Raw genomic sequence first — 15,711 nt, forward strand, 5'->3', positions numbered from 1 at the left:
AGGACAACAACATCGCGTCAGGCTTACGGTGAGTCAGACCCCGTAGGTGATGCCACCTATATCCTCACTGGCTTACGGCTGCCTAGTTCACGGCGCTTGAGTGCTGTGGCCTACCCTACTGGCTCGACCAGGCTCCAACCGGTCACGGCCACGTACCCGCCGCTGACCATGTCCAGGTCGGCCGGCAGACGGGTCCGGGCGGCGCCAGAAAAGGGCGCGACCAGGATCGCGCCTACCCTGGTATCGCCGGCGCCGGCCATGGCGTTCCAGCCCAGGGCCGCCCGGGCGGCGGCACCCGGGGCGACCGTGATAGCGCGGGGGCCAGGGTCCGTGGTCATGAAAGAGCCGCCGCGGACCGTCAGGATGTCCATCGCCCACCCGTCGGTGTCGTCGAAGGCGACGTCGGGATAGGCGTTGAGCACGCAGGGAACCGTGCCGGAATTGACGAGCCGGATGGGCATGCCGCGGTGGCCGCTGGCGGCGTCCGGTTCGCCGAGGGAAATCGCCACCTGCTCGCTGCTGCACCAGTTCGGATCCGGGGTTTGTTGCAGGGGGCCTACGGTTGGTGAGCCGTATACGACGGGCGGCCCTGTGGGCGACGGCGAGGGCCGGACCTGGGCGGCGTTGGTGGCGGCGCGGGTTGCCGCTCCGGACAGCGGCGCGGCGGCCACGAGCAGTGCGGCGCAGACGGCAGTGGCAGCAAATAGGGCCCCGAGCCGCGCCCGCGGCCGCCGTCTGCCCGGGCCCACTACTGTCCCTGGAGCGTCCAGGCCATCCGAAGCGCTGCCCGAGCCGGCGTTGTCACCTTCGTCGCCGTTCCGGCTTCGGGCCGTTCGGATCCAGACAAGGGCAGGAATCCAGCCCCACACAACACCCCAGTAACCGGCGGCCAGCAGGGCCGGGCCCGCACCGTCGAACAACATCGCCATGCGCGGTGGCGGCCACTGCGCCGAGATGCTCCCGGAGGACCAGAGCACGCTGGTGAAGAAAGACGCGAGCACCACGCACAGCCATACGCTCATCATGGCCGTCCGATTGTCGGACCGGTGCGCCGGGCGAGCAACTAGGAAGCGCAGCAGGAGCTGCAGGATGCCCATCAGCGTCAAAACGGAGAGTGCGGGAATGAGGATCGGCCAAGGCGCCACCGCATGCCAGCTGGAAGCAGCCACTGTTTCCGGGACCACCAGCCGGGTTAGCGAGACTGGAAAGACGCTGAACCAGCTAAGTGCCGTGAACAATGCCCCGCTGATGAGCCAGCCGATTCCCGCCGCCGCTGCCGTTGCCGCCGTCGCGGTGCTGCGCGGCGTACCCCCAATACGATTCCCCATGCCGGCCAGCCTAGTGCAGCCAGCGCCGAGGAACGGCGACGAACGGAAAGACCGCGGCCGCCGGGGCGCCTGCCCGGGGCGGCGTGGATCACCCGCCGCTGCCCGGCCGTATGTCTGCCGTTCTCGCCAGCCGTATGGCCCGTGCTAGGAGAAGAAAGCAGCTGAGTTCGAAAAACGACACTCAAAAATCGGCTTCGACACTGCTAGGCTGTGTCAGAACTCGACTACGAAATCTACGGGGACGGTGTTGGTCAAAACTCCGTGGACGACGGTTTTTGAATGAATGAGGGAAAACTGACGTGGCTACGTTGCTTGGCTATGCCCGAGTGAGCACTACTGAGCAGTCGGTGGACTTGCAGCTGGATGCGTTGAACGCTGCCGGGTGCTTCCGGATCTGGACAGATTTCGCGTCCGGTGCGACGGCGGAACGGCCGCAGTGGCAGGACTGCTTGGACCACCTCCAGCCGGGGAACATCCTGGTGGTCAACGATTTATCCCGGCTCGGCAGAAACACGGCCGACCTCGCCGGCATCGTGAAAACGCTGGCCGACCGGCACATTGGCCTTCGGTCACTGACGGAGACCTGGCTGGATACCACCACATCCCAGGGCGTGCTGATGTTTCACTTCTTCTCTGCCATCGCCGAGTACGAGCGGAACCGGCTGCGTGAACGGACTAAGGCCGGCCTTGCAGCGGCGAAAGCCCGCGGCCGCGTCGGCGGCCGGCCGACCAAAATGACGCCGGACAAGGCAGCCACCGCGCACCGGATGCGTGGCGAGAAGCGGACGATCAGCGCCATCGCCAAGACCATTGAAGTCAGTGAGGCCACAGTCGTCCGTGAGCTCGCCCGTCAGCGGAAGAGCCTTCAGGCTGCACCGGGGCAAACTATAGCCGCGGAGGGCTGATCTAGATGCGAGAGATTAGACCACTGACGTGGCTTCGCCTGGCATTCGGCTCTATCGTCGCCGCCGCGTTCGCTCTCTTCATTGGAGCATTTGCCGGAGGAAACGAGATCGATGAAACCTGCGCCACCAAGGACCAAATATATGACGCGGTCTACCGGAGCGAGCATCGGCTGGAACCGAGCCAAGTCTTTCCGATGCACAACAAGTGCAATGCGGACTTCGATTTGGTCCCTTTTTGGGTCAACCCTGCACTGGTTGTCTTCGCCGTCCTCACGGTGGCGTTCGTCGTCGCTCTGATCATGTCGATAGTCAGGTCCGTGAAAATCCCGTCAGGGTAGGTGCGGCTGTTAATCCTCCGAGGCCGGCGCTAGCGTGGAGGCAAACGGAGGGGGACGGCGCACGTGGCACCGAGGAAATCTAAGACCACATTGAGGGTCAGCTGAGTCTGGAGTCTTTGTGGGCCGAACCGGAAGAGGTAGTCAATGAACGAGCACGGCAGACGCGCCATGGAAACCATGAAGAATCACGACCCGGAGAGCTTCGCGCAGATAGCGGACCCCGAGACACACTTTTCGACCTTGGGGGAGGAGATCCAGCAGGCGATCTGGGACCTCAGCGAACAGCTGACACCAACCAGGGGATCGGAACCGTCGCTGGAGTACATCGGGCTGGCGAACATGGCCAAGCTCCGGGCACGCGAGATGGTGTACCAGGAGATGATCTACGCCAGCCTTCCCGCGGAGCCGGAGGAGATGGAGCCGACCTACGGGGCCCGGGAGGACGAGGAGAGCTAGAGGCCGAACCCCAGCAGGAGTCGGCAGCGGTTGCGGCGGCCGGACGGTTCCGCCCAGCATCCCAGACGGACCTTGCCATCGGGACAGAAAGCCCGCTTCGCAGCAAACGTTGAAGCAATCCGCATTGTCCGGGAGTTGGCGGACCAGCAGAGGCCGGCCACCGAGGCAGAACAGCGTTCCCTGGCGCGATGGTCCAGCTGGGGAGCGGTGCCCCAGCTGTTCGACAAGACCGAATGGGCGGCCCAGCGCGCCCAGCTGCAGGACGTCCTGAGCGAGCGCGAGTACGCCGCCGCGTCCCGGACCACGACGAACGCCTATTACACCGACGCCGCCCTGGTAAAGGAAATCTGGTCCGCCGTCGACCGGCTCGGCTTCACCGGGGGAGAGGTGCTGGAACCCGGATCCTGCGCTGGAACATTCATCGGATTCGCCCCGGAAGGCGCCCGGATGACCGGCGTGGAGCTTGATCCGCTGACCGCCTCAATTTCCCGTGGCCTGCCGGAAGGCCTGCCGGAAGTCTCCCGCTAGAGGCCGCCGGCGGCGCGGACCGCCGGTGGTTTCGCCGGACGCCGCAGCAGCGCAACGGCCGGCTCCACGAATCTGGAAGCCAGCGGGCCCGTGATTGCCATGATCAGCACGTAGGCGGTGGCAAGGGCCGCAAGCTCCTGCGGAACCGCGCCGGACGCGACGGCCAGCCCCGCAATGACGATGGAGAATTCGCCGCGGGCGATCAATGCTGCGCCGGCCCGGAAGCGGCCTGGCACGCCTATTCCGGCGCGCCGGGCCGCCCAGATTCCGGTGAGCATTTTCGTGCCGGCCGTCACCAGGGCCAGCAGCAGCGCCCAGCCCAGGACCGGCGGGATGGTCGAGGCGTCCGTGTTGAGGCCGAACACCACGAAGAAGATGGCTGCGAAGAGGTCCCGCAGCGGTTCGAGGATCCTCGTGGCGTTATGGGCCGTGACGCCGGAGATGGCAATCCCGAGCATGAAGGCGCCCACGGCGGCGGAGACCTGCATGGCGGCGGCGAGCCCGGCAACGAGCAGGGCGGCGCCCAGCAGGTTCAGCAGGAAGACCTCGGAATTCTCGCTGTGCACCGCCTTCGAGACGTGGTGGCCGTGCCGCAGCGCCACCAGGAGCACCACCGTGACGACGCCAAGCGAGATGCCCACGGTTTGTAGCCCCACGACAAAGCTGACCCCGGCCAGAGTGGCCGTCAGGACCGGAAGGTAAACCGCCATGGCGAGATCCTCAAACACGAGGATGGACAGCACCACCGGGGTTTCACGGTTACCGATCCGGCCCAGATCGGTAATCACCTTCGCCGCGATGCCGGACGACGAGATATACGTGACGCCACCCATGACCATGGCGCCTACCAGACCCCAGCCGAGCAGGACCGCCAGGCCAGCGCCGGGGAGGAAGTTCAGGACCAGGTCCAGGACGCCGGCCTGCCAGGACCGGCGCAGCCCGGTGACCAGCTCCGCAGCGGTATATTCCAAACCGAGCATGAGCAGCAGGAGGATGACGCCGATCTCGCTGGAGAGATGCGTGAACTCGTGCATCCCCTCGAGTTTGACGAGACCGCCGGAACCGAAGAACAGGCCGCCGACCAGGTACAGCGGGATAGGTGACATGCCGATCCGCCCCGCCAGCCTGGCCAGTAGGCCGAGGCAAAAGACGACGGCCCCGAGCTCAATCAGGGTCAGGGCCAGCGGATCCATGCCGCTTATCCGTTGCGCAGTATGCTGGCCGCGGTATCCAAGCCTTGTTGGGTTCCCACGGCAACGAGGAGATCGGCGACGTGCAGGATCACGTCCGGTCCGGGGGAGGGGACCACCTCGCCTTCGCGCATAATGGCCACAATCGAGACGCCGCTGCGGGTCCGGATGCAGGCCTTCCCCATTGGCTGGTTCTGGAACGGTGACTCGGCGCCGATGGAGAACTGCCGGGTGGCGATCCCCGGTATTTCCCGGTGTTCTTCGGAGAGCTGCATGGCGAGGCGCTGCCCGCCCAGGAGGTTCCCCAATGCCGCGGCCTCGTCGGCCGTCAGCGGAATGGACGCCTGGCAGGTGTCCGGATCGTCCCAGGTGGAGACAATCAGTTCGGTCTGGCCTTCACGGTATTCCACCACGCCGATCCGGCGCCCCGAGGCGGTCATGAAGTCCTTGCGCCGGCCCAGCCCGGGGAGGTCGGTCTCATCCACGTTCATCCCTCCAGCCTAGTGCGCGGCAGGCGTTTCGCGCAGGCTCAGGCCTCGGGGACGACGGCGATTTCGGTCTTTCCCGGAGGCTTGACGGGCAGCAGGGCCAGCAGCCCCGCCAGCAGCACCACCATGATGCCGAGGATGCCCCAGCGCTGGGCTTCCCCGGCCGGGACGAGGGGAGCGGCGACCACGATGCACAGGGTGAACAGGGCGGGGGCGAGGAAGCTGACGGCCCGGCCGGTGGTGGCGTACAGGCCGAAGAGTTCCCCGGATTCGCCGTGCGGGGCGAGCCGCGCCAGGAAGGCCCGCGAGGAGGACTGGGCCGGGCCCACGAAGAGGCACAGGAACAGTCCGAAGACCCAGAAAGTAGTGGTCCCGGCCCACTCAAGGCCGAAGAAGACATAGCTGCCGGTGCCGAGGACCAGGATCGCGGTCCCGGCGAGCAGCAGGCCGGTGAGGGAGCCGATGATGACCGCCTTCGGCCCGATCCGGTCATCCAGGAAGCCGCCCGCGGCGGCGCCCACGGCGGCCACGACGTTGCCGAAGATGGCGAAGAAGATAACCTCCTTGAGTTCGAAGCCAAACGTGCCGGCCGCGATGATCCCGCCGAAGGTAAAAACTGCGGCGAGTCCGTCCCGGAAGATGGCGCTGGCGAGCAGGAAGTAGATGGTGTGCGGGCTGGTCTTGTAGATCGCCCTGATCCGGCGGACCAGAAGTCCGTAGGAAGCAAGGAAGCCCAGGCCCGCGCCCTTCCCGGTCCCGGGCAGTTCCGGCACCGCGAACAGCACGGGCAGGGCAAAGACGAAGAACCACACGGCCGAGAACACGGCCACGAGGCGAATGTTGAGGCTGTCCGCCGTGGAGGCGCCGAACCAGTCGAAGCTGGGCTGCACGAACAGCTGGAGCACAATCAGCAGCGCCGCGATGCCGCCGAGGTAGCCCATTCCCCAGCCGAAGCCACTGACCTTGCCGATGTTCCTGGGTGTGGAGACCTGGGTAAGCATGGCGTTGTAGTTCACGCTGGCGAACTCAAAGAACACGTTGCCCAGCGCAATCAGCGTCACGCCCAGCAGCAGGAATTCCGGGCTCGGGAAGACGAAGAAGCAGAGGCCGGTCAGGAGTGCGACGGCGGCGGAGTTGACGCCCAGCCATAGCTTGCGGCGGCCGCCGGAATCGGAGCGCTGGCCGGTGACGGGCGCCAGCAGGGCAATCGCGGCGCCGGCGACGGCCAGCGCCCCGCCGAGGACGGCGGAGGCCTGGTCCTCGCCGCCGAAGGCCTTGGAGGTCAGGTAGACGGTGAACACGAACGTCGTCATGACGGCGTTGAAGGCTGCCGAGCCCCAGTCCCAGGCCGCCCACGCGAGGACCTGCCGCTTGTTGGAGGCCTGGTTTCCCGATTCCAGTTCCGAGGTGGGGCGCATGGCCTCTGGCACGGTAGCGGAGTTCATAGCGTGAATAGTATCCGCAGAGGACCCGGCACGTGGCTCAGGCCCCGAAAAGAATTTGTGCACGCTTGGTAAACTGTCCGGACTGAACCTAACGACATGCCCGCCTGCTCCAACTTCTTGACAATCGAATTCCTGACGTTGCGGAGATACCAGTGATCACAGTCCTTGCCGCGCACTTTGCGGTGGCCGCTGTAGCGCCGTTTATCTTCCGCAGATTCGGCAGGAACTCGTTCTACGCCCTCGCCGCGGTCCCCGCCGGTTCGTTCATCTGGCTCCTCCTGCAGCACGGCTCCATCTACGCGGCCACGGACGCCCCTGCCGGCGGTGCGGTAACCGAAGTGCTGCCGTGGGTTCCTGCCCTCCAGCTTGAGCTAGCCTTCCGGATCGACGCCCTGGCATGGGTCGTCTCGTTGCTGGTGCTGGGGGTCGGGGCGCTGGTGCTCGTGTACTGCGCCCGGTACTTCAAGGACAAGGATGACTACCTGGGCGGTTTCGGCGCCCAGTTGCTCGCCTTTTCGGGGGCCATGTTCGGGCTGGTCGCCGCTGATGACCTGCTCCTGATGTTCATCTTCTGGGAACTGACCACCGTCCTGTCCTATCTCCTGATCGGCTACGCCCGTACCCGGCTGTCCGCACGCCGGTCTGCGCTCCAGGCCCTGGTGGTGACCACCGCCGGCGGCCTGGCGATGCTCGTGGGACTGATCATGCTGGGCACCAGCGCGGGAACCTACCGGATCTCCGCCATCCTTGCGCAGGCCCCCACCCTGGTCAACGGCCCGGCCGGTGCGGCGGTGGGCGCAGCCGTCGTCCTCATCCTGATCGGTGCCATCACGAAGTCGGCGCTGGTTCCCTTCCACTTCTGGCTCCCGGGCGCCATGGCCGCCCCCACCCCGGTGAGCGCCTACCTGCACGCCGCCGCGATGGTGAAGGCCGGCATCTATTTGGTGGCGCGGCTCGCCCCGGGCTTCGCCGACACCGCGTTCTGGCACCCCGTGGTGCTGGGCCTGGGCCTGGCCACCATGCTGGTGGGCGGCTACCGTGCCCTCCGCCAGACCGACATCAAGCTCATCCTGGCGTACGGCACCGTCAGCCAGCTCGGCTTGCTGACCATGGTGGTGGGACTCGGCACACCCGACGCAGCACTCGCCGGCCTGGCCCTGCTCCTGGCGCACGGGCTGTTCAAGGCCACCCTTTTCCTGGTGGTCGGCATCATCGACCACCAGGCCGGAACGCGCGACATCCGCAAGCTCTCCGGTGTCTACGGTTCCTCCCGGGCGCTGGCCATCGTGGCCGCAGTCGGCGCCGCCTCGATGGCCGGCATCCCGCCGCTGGCCGGTTTCGTGGCCAAGGAATCGGTGTTCGACGCCTTCCTCCACTACGCCGCCGATCCCGCGGCGGCCCCGTGGGGCATGCTGATCCTGGCCGGGCTGGTCCTGGGCTCGATCTTGACCTTCGCCTACAGTGCGCGGTTCATGTGGGGCGCCTTCGCGATGAAACCCGGCGTCGAGACCACCGCGTTCAAGCCCGTCAAGCCGGCCTTCCTCGCCGCGCCCGCGCTCCTGAGCATCCTGACCGTCGTCTACGGACTCTGGCCGGATCCCGTGGACGGCTGGATCCAGCCGTACGCCGCCCTCTTTTCGAGCGGCACAGCGGCCGACGGCGGCGCCGCAGGCCATCTGGCGCTGTGGCACGGCTTCACCCCGGCGCTCGGGCTGACCGCCATCACCTTCGCGCTCGGACTGGCCATGTTCTACGGGCGCAACGCTGTCGCCCGGACGCAGGATCTGGTTCCCGGCTGGATCGACGGAGACCGCAGCTACCAGCTGGCCATCGGCGCCCTCGACGACGCAGCCGTCTGGGTCACCGGCCGGACCCAGCGCGGATCGCTGTTCTTCTACCTCTCCGTCATCCTTACCGTGGCATTCGTCCTGCCGCTCACCGCGCTGGTCCTGGCGAACAAGCCGCTCCCCGGAGCCGTCTACTTCATCGACCCCAACTCCCCGCTGCAGATGGTGGTCGGCGCCGGAATCGTGATCGGGGCACTCGCGGCCGTCCGCGCCAACAAGCGTTTCCTGGCCGTGCTGATGGTCTCCGTGACCGGCTACGGCATCGCCCTGATGTTCGCGCTGCAGGCAGCCCCGGACCTCGCCCTGACCCAGATGCTCGTGGAGACCATCATCCTGGTGGCTTTCGTCCTCGCGATGCGCAGCCTGCCTGCCGAGCTGCGCGACCGCACCGGCGGAAAATACCGCGTCATCCGGGTGATCGTCGGCGTTGGCTTCGGCGTCACGATGATCTTCGTCGCCATCTACGCGCTCGGCGCCCGTGTTGCGCAGCCTGTCTCGCTCGAGTTCCCGAGGCTGGCCTACGAGGGCGGCGGGGGACTGAACATCGTCAACGTGACCCTCGTGGACATCCGGGCGTGGGACACCTTCGGCGAGATCTCCGTGCTGGCCCTGGCCGCGACCGGCGTGGCGAGCCTGATCTTCGTCCGGGGCCGGGGGGACCGCATCCGCCCCACGTCCACCGTGGACGAGGGGACCGTGGGCCGCCGGACCGCCCCCCGGGGCAACACCCGTGAAGACGCCGCACTGGCCTTGAACCGCCGGTTCGCCGCCTCCGGCCGCGACGCCTGGCTGGTGGCCGGGCGGACCATGGCCCCGGAACGCCGCTCGATCATCTTCGAGGTGGTCACCCGCCTAATCTTCCACTCGATGATCGTCTTCTCCCTCTACCTTCTCCTGGCGGGCCACAACCTGCCCGGCGGCGGCTTTGCCGGTGGCCTCACGGCCGGGCTGGCCCTGACCATCCGGTACCTCGCCGGCGGCCGCTACGAACTGCGCGAAGCCGCTCCGGTCAGCGCCGGCACCCTGCTGGGCATCGGCCTTGCGACGGCGGCGGCCTCCGGAGTCACGCCCCTGCTGCTGGGCGGCCAGGTGTTCCAGAGCGCCATCATCGAGCTCTGGCTGCCGGTGTTCGGGGACATCAAATTCGTTACCTCGACGCTGTTCGACATCGGCGTGTATATCGTGGTCGTGGGACTGGTCCTGGACGTGCTGCGCAGCCTGGGCGCGGAAATCGACGAGCACTTCGAGGAACCGCCGGGCGAACCATCCGAAGATCAGGAACCCGGCGGGGCCGCCGCCCCGGCCGCCGCCCCGGCCGCCGGCGCGGAGCCCGCGGAAAACGCGGAACCGGCCGAACCCGCGGAAACTACGGCCAGGGGGAAAGGATGAGCGTCAACCTGACCCTGCTGACCGTCATGGGAGCCCTGTACGCCTGCGGCATCTATTTGATCCTGGAACGCAGCCTCACCCGCGTCCTCCTGGGCCTCATGCTGCTGGCCAACGCCACCAACCTGCTGCTCCTCGCCACCGGCGGCTACGCCGGGCTCGCACCGATGTTCAGCAAAGACACCGACCCGCGGGATTACAACGATCCGCTGCCGCAGGCACTGATCCTCACCTCGATCGTGATCTCCTTCGCGGTCACCGCGTTCATGCTCGCCATGAGCTACCGGGCGTGGGTCCTGGCACGTGAGGACGAGATCCAGGACGACGCCGAGGACCGCCGCGTCGCCGAAACCCCCAGCTTCGACGCCGAAGACGACTCCGTCATCCCGGCGGAAACCTCCGAATTTCCGCTGATCATGATCGGCTCGGACGGCGGCGGGATGTCAGACACGCCCGGCGGGGCCGCCACGGTGACGGTGGGCGACCGCACGCTCAACGCCGACGACGCCGCCGCGGAAGAACAGCCGGGTTCCCGGAACATCAGCACACCAGACCAGGAAGGAGGGGACAGGTGAACATCGCCAGTTTCGCCCCGCTCGCCGTCGTACTACCCCTCCTGGGCGCCGCCCTGACCTTCCTGCTGATCCGGCAATCCCGGGCCCAGCGGACCGTCAGCATCGCGCTGCTGTCGCTGACCCTGCTGCTCGAGTGCCTGCTGCTCGCGTCCGTCTGGGGCGGCGGCACGTCGGCGGTGAACATCGGCGGCTGGCTCCCGCCCTGGGGCATCGTGATGGTGGTGGACCAGTTCTCCTCGCTGATGCTGGTGGTCTCCTCGGCCGTCAGCCTCGCCGTGCTGATCTACGCCACCGGGCAGGGCATGGCCGACGGGGACCGGGACGCGCCGGTCTCGATCTTCCACCCGACCTACCTCATCCTGGTGGCCGGGGTATCCAACGCCTTCCTTTCCGGGGACCTTTTCAACCTTTACGTGGGGTTCGAGATCCTCCTGACGGCCAGCTACGTGCTGATGACGCTCGGCGGGACCGGTCCGCGGATCCGCGCCGGCGTGACCTACGTGGTGGTCTCGGTGGTCTCCTCGGTCCTGTTCCTGATTTCGATAGCGATGATCTACGGCGCCACCGGAACCATCAACATGGCCGACCTCGCCCTCAAGCTCGCCGACCTGGACCAGGGCACGCGGACACTGCTGCATGTCATGCTGCTCGTGGCCTTCGGGATCAAGGCCGCGGTGTTCCCGCTGTCCTTCTGGCTCCCCGACTCGTATCCGACGGCGCCGGCGCCCGTCACCGCGGTGTTCGCCGGGCTGCTGACCAAAGTGGGCGTCTACGCCATGGTCCGCACCGAAACGCTGCTCTTTCCGGGGGACACGCTCAATTCCCCGCTCATGGTGGCCGCGTTATTGACCATGCTGGTCGGAATTCTCGGCGCGCTGGCCCAGAGTGACATCAAGCGACTGCTGTCCTTCACGCTGGTCAGCCACATCGGCTACATGGTGTTCGGGCTGGCGATGTCCTCTGTGGCCGGCCTCGGCGCCGCGGTCTTCTACGTGGCCCACCACATCACCATCCAGACCAGCCTGTTCCTCGTGACGGGCCTGATAGAACGCCGCGGCGGCAGCTCCTCCGTGGACCGCCTGGCCGGGCTGGCCAAGCTGAGCCCGCTGCTGGCCGTGCTGTTTTTCATCCCCGCCATGAATCTGGCAGGCATCCCGCCCTTCTCCGGCTTCCTGGGCAAACTCGGCCTGCTGCAGGCCGGGGTCCAACTCGGCACCCCGCTGGCGTTCGCACTGGTGATCGGCGGAGTGTTGACCAGCCTGCTGACGCTGCTGGCAGTGGCCAGGGTCTGGAACCGTGCATTCTGGCGCAAACCCGAGGACGCGGACTACCCGGACCCGGTGCTGCTGGCCGCTCCCGGGAGCGCCGCCACGGGCGAGCGGGCGGGGAAGAGAAACGTCACCCTGCTGCCGCGGACCATGGTTGGCTCCACCCTGGGGCTGGTGATCGTCGGCGTCGCACTGACGGTCTTCGCCGGACCCCTGTTCCGGGTTGCGGACCAGTCCGCTGCGGAGATGCTGGACCGGACCGCTTACATCCGGGCGGTACTCGGCGAGGACGCCCGCGTCCCGGCGCTCTCCCAGCCGGCGACGGAGGGGAGCGGCAAATGAACCGGAAGCGGATCTCGCTGCGCCAGGAACTGCCCTTGCTGGTCTGGCTCGTGATCGTCTGGTGCGCCCTCTGGCAGGATTTCGGCCCCGGCAACCTGCTCTTCGGCGCCCTGATCGCCATCGTCGTCGCCAGGTTGTTCTACCTGCCCCCGGTGGAGCTCGGCGGCCGCTTCAACGTGCTGCGGGCCGTGCCGTTCGCCCTTGTCTTCCTCGCCAAAGTCGTGGCGGCGAGCTTCCAGGTCCTCTACCTGGCCGTGGCCAAGGGCCCCCGGGTTCTCAGCGCCGTCATCGCGGTGCCGCTGCGGAGCCACTCCGACCTGCTGGTCACAGCCACCGGGCACGTGATCTCGCTGATCCCCGGCTCGCTCGTGGTCGAGGTGGACCGGTCAACCTCCACCCTCTACATCCACGGCGTCAACGTCCGTGACGCCGCGGATGCCGCCAAGCTCCGCAAGGACGTCCGCGACACTGAGGCCGGGCTGATCCGGATCATGGGCACCAAAGAGGAAGTATCCGCACTCAAGCAGGAAGTGGGCTCATGATGCAGCTTGTCCTGACCGTCACCGCGGTGGTGCTGTCCCTGGCCGCCGCGGGGGTGATCATCCGGATCGCGCGGGGACCCTCGCTGCTGGACCGGGTGCTCGCGGCCGACGTCCTGCTCGGCATCCTGGGCGCGGCGCTGTGCATCGACATGGCAGTGAACCGGCACCTGAACAACCTGATGCTGCTGGTGGCCGTGTCCATCATCGGCTTCATCGGCTCGGTGACAGTGGCCAGGTTCGTGGCCGACCGGCGGGAGCAGCCCCGTGAATCCTGAGCCCTTCTCCGCTGACATGGTGATCGATGCCGTCTCGGCCGTCTTTATGGTGGTGGGAGCGCTCATGTCCCTGGCTGCGGCCGTGGGCCTGCTGCGCTTCCCGGACCTCCTGAGCCGTATGCATGCGGCCACCAAGCCTCAGGTCCTCGGACTGTTCCTGCTGCTCTCCGCCGTGGGGCTGCAAATGCGCAGCCTGTGGGTGTGGCCGGTGCTGGTGGTGGCCTGGATTTTCCAGCTGCTGACTGTGCCCGTGTCCGCCCACATGGTGGGCCGGGCCGGCTACCGCACCAAGCACCTGCACCGGGAACGGCTGAGCAGCGACGAACTGGAGGCTGTGGTGCAGCACGCGGCGCGCAAGCGCGGTTCTACCGACGAGGAGCAGCGCGGCGGCTGAGCCCGGCTACCCGGGTGTGCCGGCAGGGGCGGGCCGGCAGGGGTGTGCCGGCAGGGGTGTGCCGGCCCGGGTGTGCCTGCAGGGACGTGCCGGCAGGCGCCCAAACAGGGGACCGCCTAGACGATGTCCTGGGTCTTGGCGAAACGGGTGATCGCGCGCTGGGTGCCGCGGTTGGCCAGGACCTGGATGATGGCTCCGACGGAGGCTGATATCAGTGCGAAGGTCAGGGCCGAACGCAGCGTCGTGGGAACGTCGTCATCATGGTCCTTGGGCGGCTTGTTGCCCGTGGACTTCTCCCAGACGGTGTCGACAAGCTTGGTGCCGAGGAAAGCGGCCAGCAGGCTGACGCCGGTGCCGAGCAGTTTGATGAGGATGTTCATTCTTCGGACTCCTTGCGCGGGGAAACAGTGCTTACCCTAGCCTAGCCTCCCGGCCGCGGCCGAAAACCCGCGGCGGGTGCCGCTCCGCGGCACCGCGTGGCGGGATTGTGACGGCCGCCAACGGATAAACGCGGTGTGGCGGGTGTAAACTTGGCAACGCCCACAAGGGCAGATTTACATACGACAGGGGAGCGCCGCCGTCGGGCACCACTGGAGAAATCCAGGGTAGCCAAAGGTGGGCGCTGAGAGTGCGGACAGCCGCAGACCCTCGAACCTGATCCGGTTAGTACCGGCGCAAGGGAGTCGAGTTCTCAGAGTGCCCGGAGCGGCGGCGGAAGCCGTGGCCCGCCGGGGCACTCTCCCCTCCTGTACCTCAGGAGGACGACATGACTGATACATCGGCAAAACACGGTTCTGCCCGGACGGCACCTGCCGGCCCCGGCTACAACTGGCGTGTGGTGGACATTGTGGTGGCCGCGTTGATCGCGGTGGCGGGAGGCGTGATTTTCTGGGCCTGGTCCCAGGGCGCCAACCTCATTTCCGCCCCCGTCAACGCCTTCTACCCGCCGTTGACCGGACTCTACGCCGGCGGCTGGATGATCCCGGCGGTGCTGGGCATGCTCATCATCCGCAAGCCGGGCGCCGCACTGTTCTGCGAAGCGGTGGCCGCCACCGGAGAGCTGATCATGGGCTCGCAGTACGGCACCACGGTGCTGATCTCCGGGGTCCTGCAGGGCCTTGGCGCGGAACTGGTATTCGCCGCGTTCCTGTACAGGAAGTTCAACCTCCCTGTCTCGATGCTGGCTGGTGCCGGGGCGGGCCTGTTCGGCGGCCTGAACGACTCCTTCCTGCCGTGGGGCTGGAACATCGCCTACGAGTCCATGGACAAGCTCGCCTACATCGCCTTCACCACGATCTCCGGCGCCGTCATCGCCGGCGGGCTGTCCTGGCTCGCCACCCGCGGACTGGCCAGGACCGGGGTGCTGAGCTCGTTCGCCTCCCGCAAGGCGGCAACCGAACCCGTCTTCTCCTGATGCCCGCACTCCACTGATGGCATCGTCAGAGGGCGGCCGCCCGGCCGCGGTCACCGCGCGCGGCTGGGGCTGGCGGCACGCCGGCAGGCCCCGGCCCGCCGTCAACGGGCTGGACCTGGACATCCGGCCCGGGGAACGCGTGCTGCTGCTGGGCCCCTCCGGCGCCGGCAAGTCCACGTTGCTCCATGCCCTGGCCGGGGTGCTCGGCGATGGTTCCGCCGGCGCCCCGGGCCGGCCCGCCGACGCGGACGACACTGACGCGGAAGACGCCGACGAGACGGGCACCCTGCTGCTTGACGGCGCCCCGCCGCGCGCCCAGCGCGGCCGGGCCGGGCTCATGCAGCAGGACCCGGAGACCCAGGTGGTGCTCTCACGCGTCGGCGACGACGTCGCCTTCGGCGCGGAAAACCTGTCCGTGCCCCCGGCGGAGATCTGGCGGCGGGTGCACGAAGCGCTCGACGACGTCGGGTTGGGCAGCCTGCCGCTCAGCCACCCGACGTCGGCGCTCTCGGGTGGCCAGAAGCAGCGGCTCGCCCTCGCCGGCATCCTCGCGATGCGTCCCGGCCTGATCCTGCTCGACGAGCCCACCGCCAACCTGGATCCGGGCGGCGTCCTGGAAGTCCGCGACGCGGTGGGCCGCTGCCTCGACAAGACCGGGGCCACCCTGGTGGTCGTCGAGCACCGCGTCCCTGTCTGGAAGGACCTCGTGGACCGGATAGTGGTGCTGCAGCCGGGATCCGCGACGGAGTCCGCCGTACTGATCGACGGCCCGCCGGACCAGGTCCTGGACCAGGCACGGGACATGCTCATCGCGGCCGGCGTCTGGGTGCCCGGCTACGTGCCGCAGACCCGGGCACGCACGTCCGGGGTCCCGGCGTCCGCAGCGGGCAGCCCGGCAGGACAGCTGTTGCTGGCCGCCGAGGACCTCGGCGTCTCCCGCGAACGGCTCCGGCGGGCCGGCCTCCGCGGCGGGTTCCGCAGCCTCCCGCC

Annotated in this window: 17 protein-coding genes and 1 riboswitch; of the genes, 12 read left to right on the forward strand and 5 right to left on the reverse strand. The window is 67.7% G+C overall.

Annotation, left to right across the window (positions count from 1 at the left end; all coding sequences use genetic code 11):
• Positions 1 to 110: 110 nt before the first annotated feature.
• The gene (locus BJG92_RS04925; RefSeq protein ID WP_232082908.1) at positions 111 to 1,328 is read right to left on the reverse strand and encodes a DUF4232 domain-containing protein; all 1,218 of its coding nucleotides are present in this window, start codon (positions 1,326 to 1,328) and stop codon (positions 111 to 113) included.
• Positions 1,329 to 1,627: 299 nt separating this feature from the next.
• Between BJG92_RS04925 and BJG92_RS04930 the strand changes: the two genes are divergently transcribed.
• From BJG92_RS04930 to BJG92_RS04945, 4 genes are all read left to right on the forward strand, one after another.
• The gene (locus tag BJG92_RS04930) at positions 1,628 to 2,233 is read left to right on the forward strand and encodes a recombinase family protein (protein ID WP_308011630.1); all 606 of its coding nucleotides are present in this window, start codon (positions 1,628 to 1,630) and stop codon (positions 2,231 to 2,233) included.
• A gap of 5 nt (positions 2,234 to 2,238) precedes the next feature.
• Positions 2,239 to 2,571, forward strand: coding sequence for a hypothetical protein (locus tag BJG92_RS04935; RefSeq protein ID WP_232082910.1), 333 nt, complete (start codon positions 2,239 to 2,241; stop codon positions 2,569 to 2,571).
• Between the two features lie 177 nt (positions 2,572 to 2,748).
• Complete coding sequence (locus BJG92_RS04940; RefSeq protein ID WP_232082911.1) at positions 2,749 to 3,027, forward strand: hypothetical protein; 279 nt, start codon at positions 2,749 to 2,751, stop codon at positions 3,025 to 3,027.
• 72 nt (positions 3,028 to 3,099) lie between these two features.
• Positions 3,100 to 3,555 (forward strand): hypothetical protein, encoded by a 456-nt coding sequence (locus tag BJG92_RS04945; protein WP_232082912.1) that lies wholly within the window; start codon positions 3,100 to 3,102, stop codon positions 3,553 to 3,555.
• Here BJG92_RS04945 and BJG92_RS04950 read toward each other — a convergent pair.
• From BJG92_RS04950 to BJG92_RS04960, 3 genes are read right to left on the reverse strand one after another with little or no spacing between them, the layout of a single operon-like run.
• Positions 3,552 to 4,748: a cation:proton antiporter gene (locus BJG92_RS04950; RefSeq protein ID WP_232082913.1), complete on the reverse strand. Its 1,197-nt coding sequence runs from the start codon at positions 4,746 to 4,748 to the stop codon at positions 3,552 to 3,554. The two genes, BJG92_RS04945 and BJG92_RS04950, sit on opposite strands and share 4 nt — an antisense overlap.
• A gap of 5 nt (positions 4,749 to 4,753) precedes the next feature.
• A complete protein-coding gene (locus BJG92_RS04955; protein ID WP_232082914.1) occupies positions 4,754 to 5,236 on the reverse strand; it encodes a cation:proton antiporter regulatory subunit in 483 nt (160 codons plus the stop codon).
• 38 nt (positions 5,237 to 5,274) lie between these two features.
• Positions 5,275 to 6,678 carry an MFS transporter gene (locus BJG92_RS04960; protein WP_232082915.1) on the reverse strand — a complete coding sequence of 468 codons (1,404 nt, stop codon included), beginning with the start codon at positions 6,676 to 6,678 and terminating at the stop codon, positions 5,275 to 5,277.
• 152 nt (positions 6,679 to 6,830) lie between these two features.
• On the opposite strand from BJG92_RS04960, the gene BJG92_RS04965 reads away from it, so the two are divergent.
• Genes BJG92_RS04965 through mnhG form a run of 6 tightly spaced genes read left to right on the forward strand, consistent with a single transcriptional unit; the run spans position 6,831 to position 13,307 of the window.
• Complete coding sequence (locus tag BJG92_RS04965) at positions 6,831 to 9,914, forward strand: Na+/H+ antiporter subunit A (protein WP_232082916.1); 3,084 nt, start codon at positions 6,831 to 6,833, stop codon at positions 9,912 to 9,914.
• On the forward strand, positions 9,911 to 10,486 hold the full coding sequence (locus BJG92_RS04970) for a Na(+)/H(+) antiporter subunit C (RefSeq protein ID WP_232082917.1): 576 nt from the start codon (positions 9,911 to 9,913) through the stop codon (positions 10,484 to 10,486). The genes BJG92_RS04965 and BJG92_RS04970 overlap by 4 nt, the downstream gene beginning before the upstream one ends.
• Positions 10,483 to 12,096: a Na+/H+ antiporter subunit D gene (locus BJG92_RS04975; RefSeq protein ID WP_232082918.1), complete on the forward strand. Its 1,614-nt coding sequence runs from the start codon at positions 10,483 to 10,485 to the stop codon at positions 12,094 to 12,096. The genes BJG92_RS04970 and BJG92_RS04975 overlap by 4 nt, the downstream gene beginning before the upstream one ends.
• Positions 12,093 to 12,638, forward strand: coding sequence for a Na+/H+ antiporter subunit E (locus tag BJG92_RS04980; RefSeq protein WP_232082919.1), 546 nt, complete (start codon positions 12,093 to 12,095; stop codon positions 12,636 to 12,638). Before BJG92_RS04975 ends, BJG92_RS04980 begins: the two co-directional genes overlap by 4 nt.
• Complete coding sequence (locus BJG92_RS04985) at positions 12,635 to 12,913, forward strand: monovalent cation/H+ antiporter complex subunit F (protein WP_232082920.1); 279 nt, start codon at positions 12,635 to 12,637, stop codon at positions 12,911 to 12,913. The genes BJG92_RS04980 and BJG92_RS04985 overlap by 4 nt, the downstream gene beginning before the upstream one ends.
• Before the next feature lie 16 nt (positions 12,914 to 12,929).
• A complete protein-coding gene (gene mnhG, locus BJG92_RS04990; protein ID WP_269461750.1) occupies positions 12,930 to 13,307 on the forward strand; it encodes a monovalent cation/H(+) antiporter subunit G in 378 nt (125 codons plus the stop codon).
• Positions 13,308 to 13,423: 116 nt separating this feature from the next.
• On the opposite strand, the gene BJG92_RS04995 is transcribed toward mnhG, so the two are convergent.
• Positions 13,424 to 13,687, reverse strand: coding sequence for a DUF4235 domain-containing protein (locus tag BJG92_RS04995; RefSeq protein ID WP_232082922.1), 264 nt, complete (start codon positions 13,685 to 13,687; stop codon positions 13,424 to 13,426).
• Between the two features lie 175 nt (positions 13,688 to 13,862).
• A riboswitch (TPP riboswitch) is annotated at positions 13,863 to 14,006 on the forward strand.
• Between the two features lie 67 nt (positions 14,007 to 14,073).
• Between BJG92_RS04995 and BJG92_RS05000 the strand changes: the two genes are divergently transcribed.
• Both BJG92_RS05000 and BJG92_RS05005 read left to right on the forward strand, forming a co-directional pair.
• Positions 14,074 to 14,721, forward strand: coding sequence for an ECF transporter S component (locus tag BJG92_RS05000; RefSeq protein WP_232082923.1), 648 nt, complete (start codon positions 14,074 to 14,076; stop codon positions 14,719 to 14,721).
• A gap of 16 nt (positions 14,722 to 14,737) precedes the next feature.
• A partial coding sequence (locus BJG92_RS05005; RefSeq protein ID WP_232082946.1) for an energy-coupling factor ABC transporter ATP-binding protein occupies positions 14,738 to 15,711 on the forward strand: 974 nt, incomplete at its 3' end.

Source organism: Arthrobacter sp. SO5 (assembly GCF_020532805.1).
GTDB lineage: Bacteria > Actinomycetota > Actinomycetes > Actinomycetales > Micrococcaceae > Arthrobacter.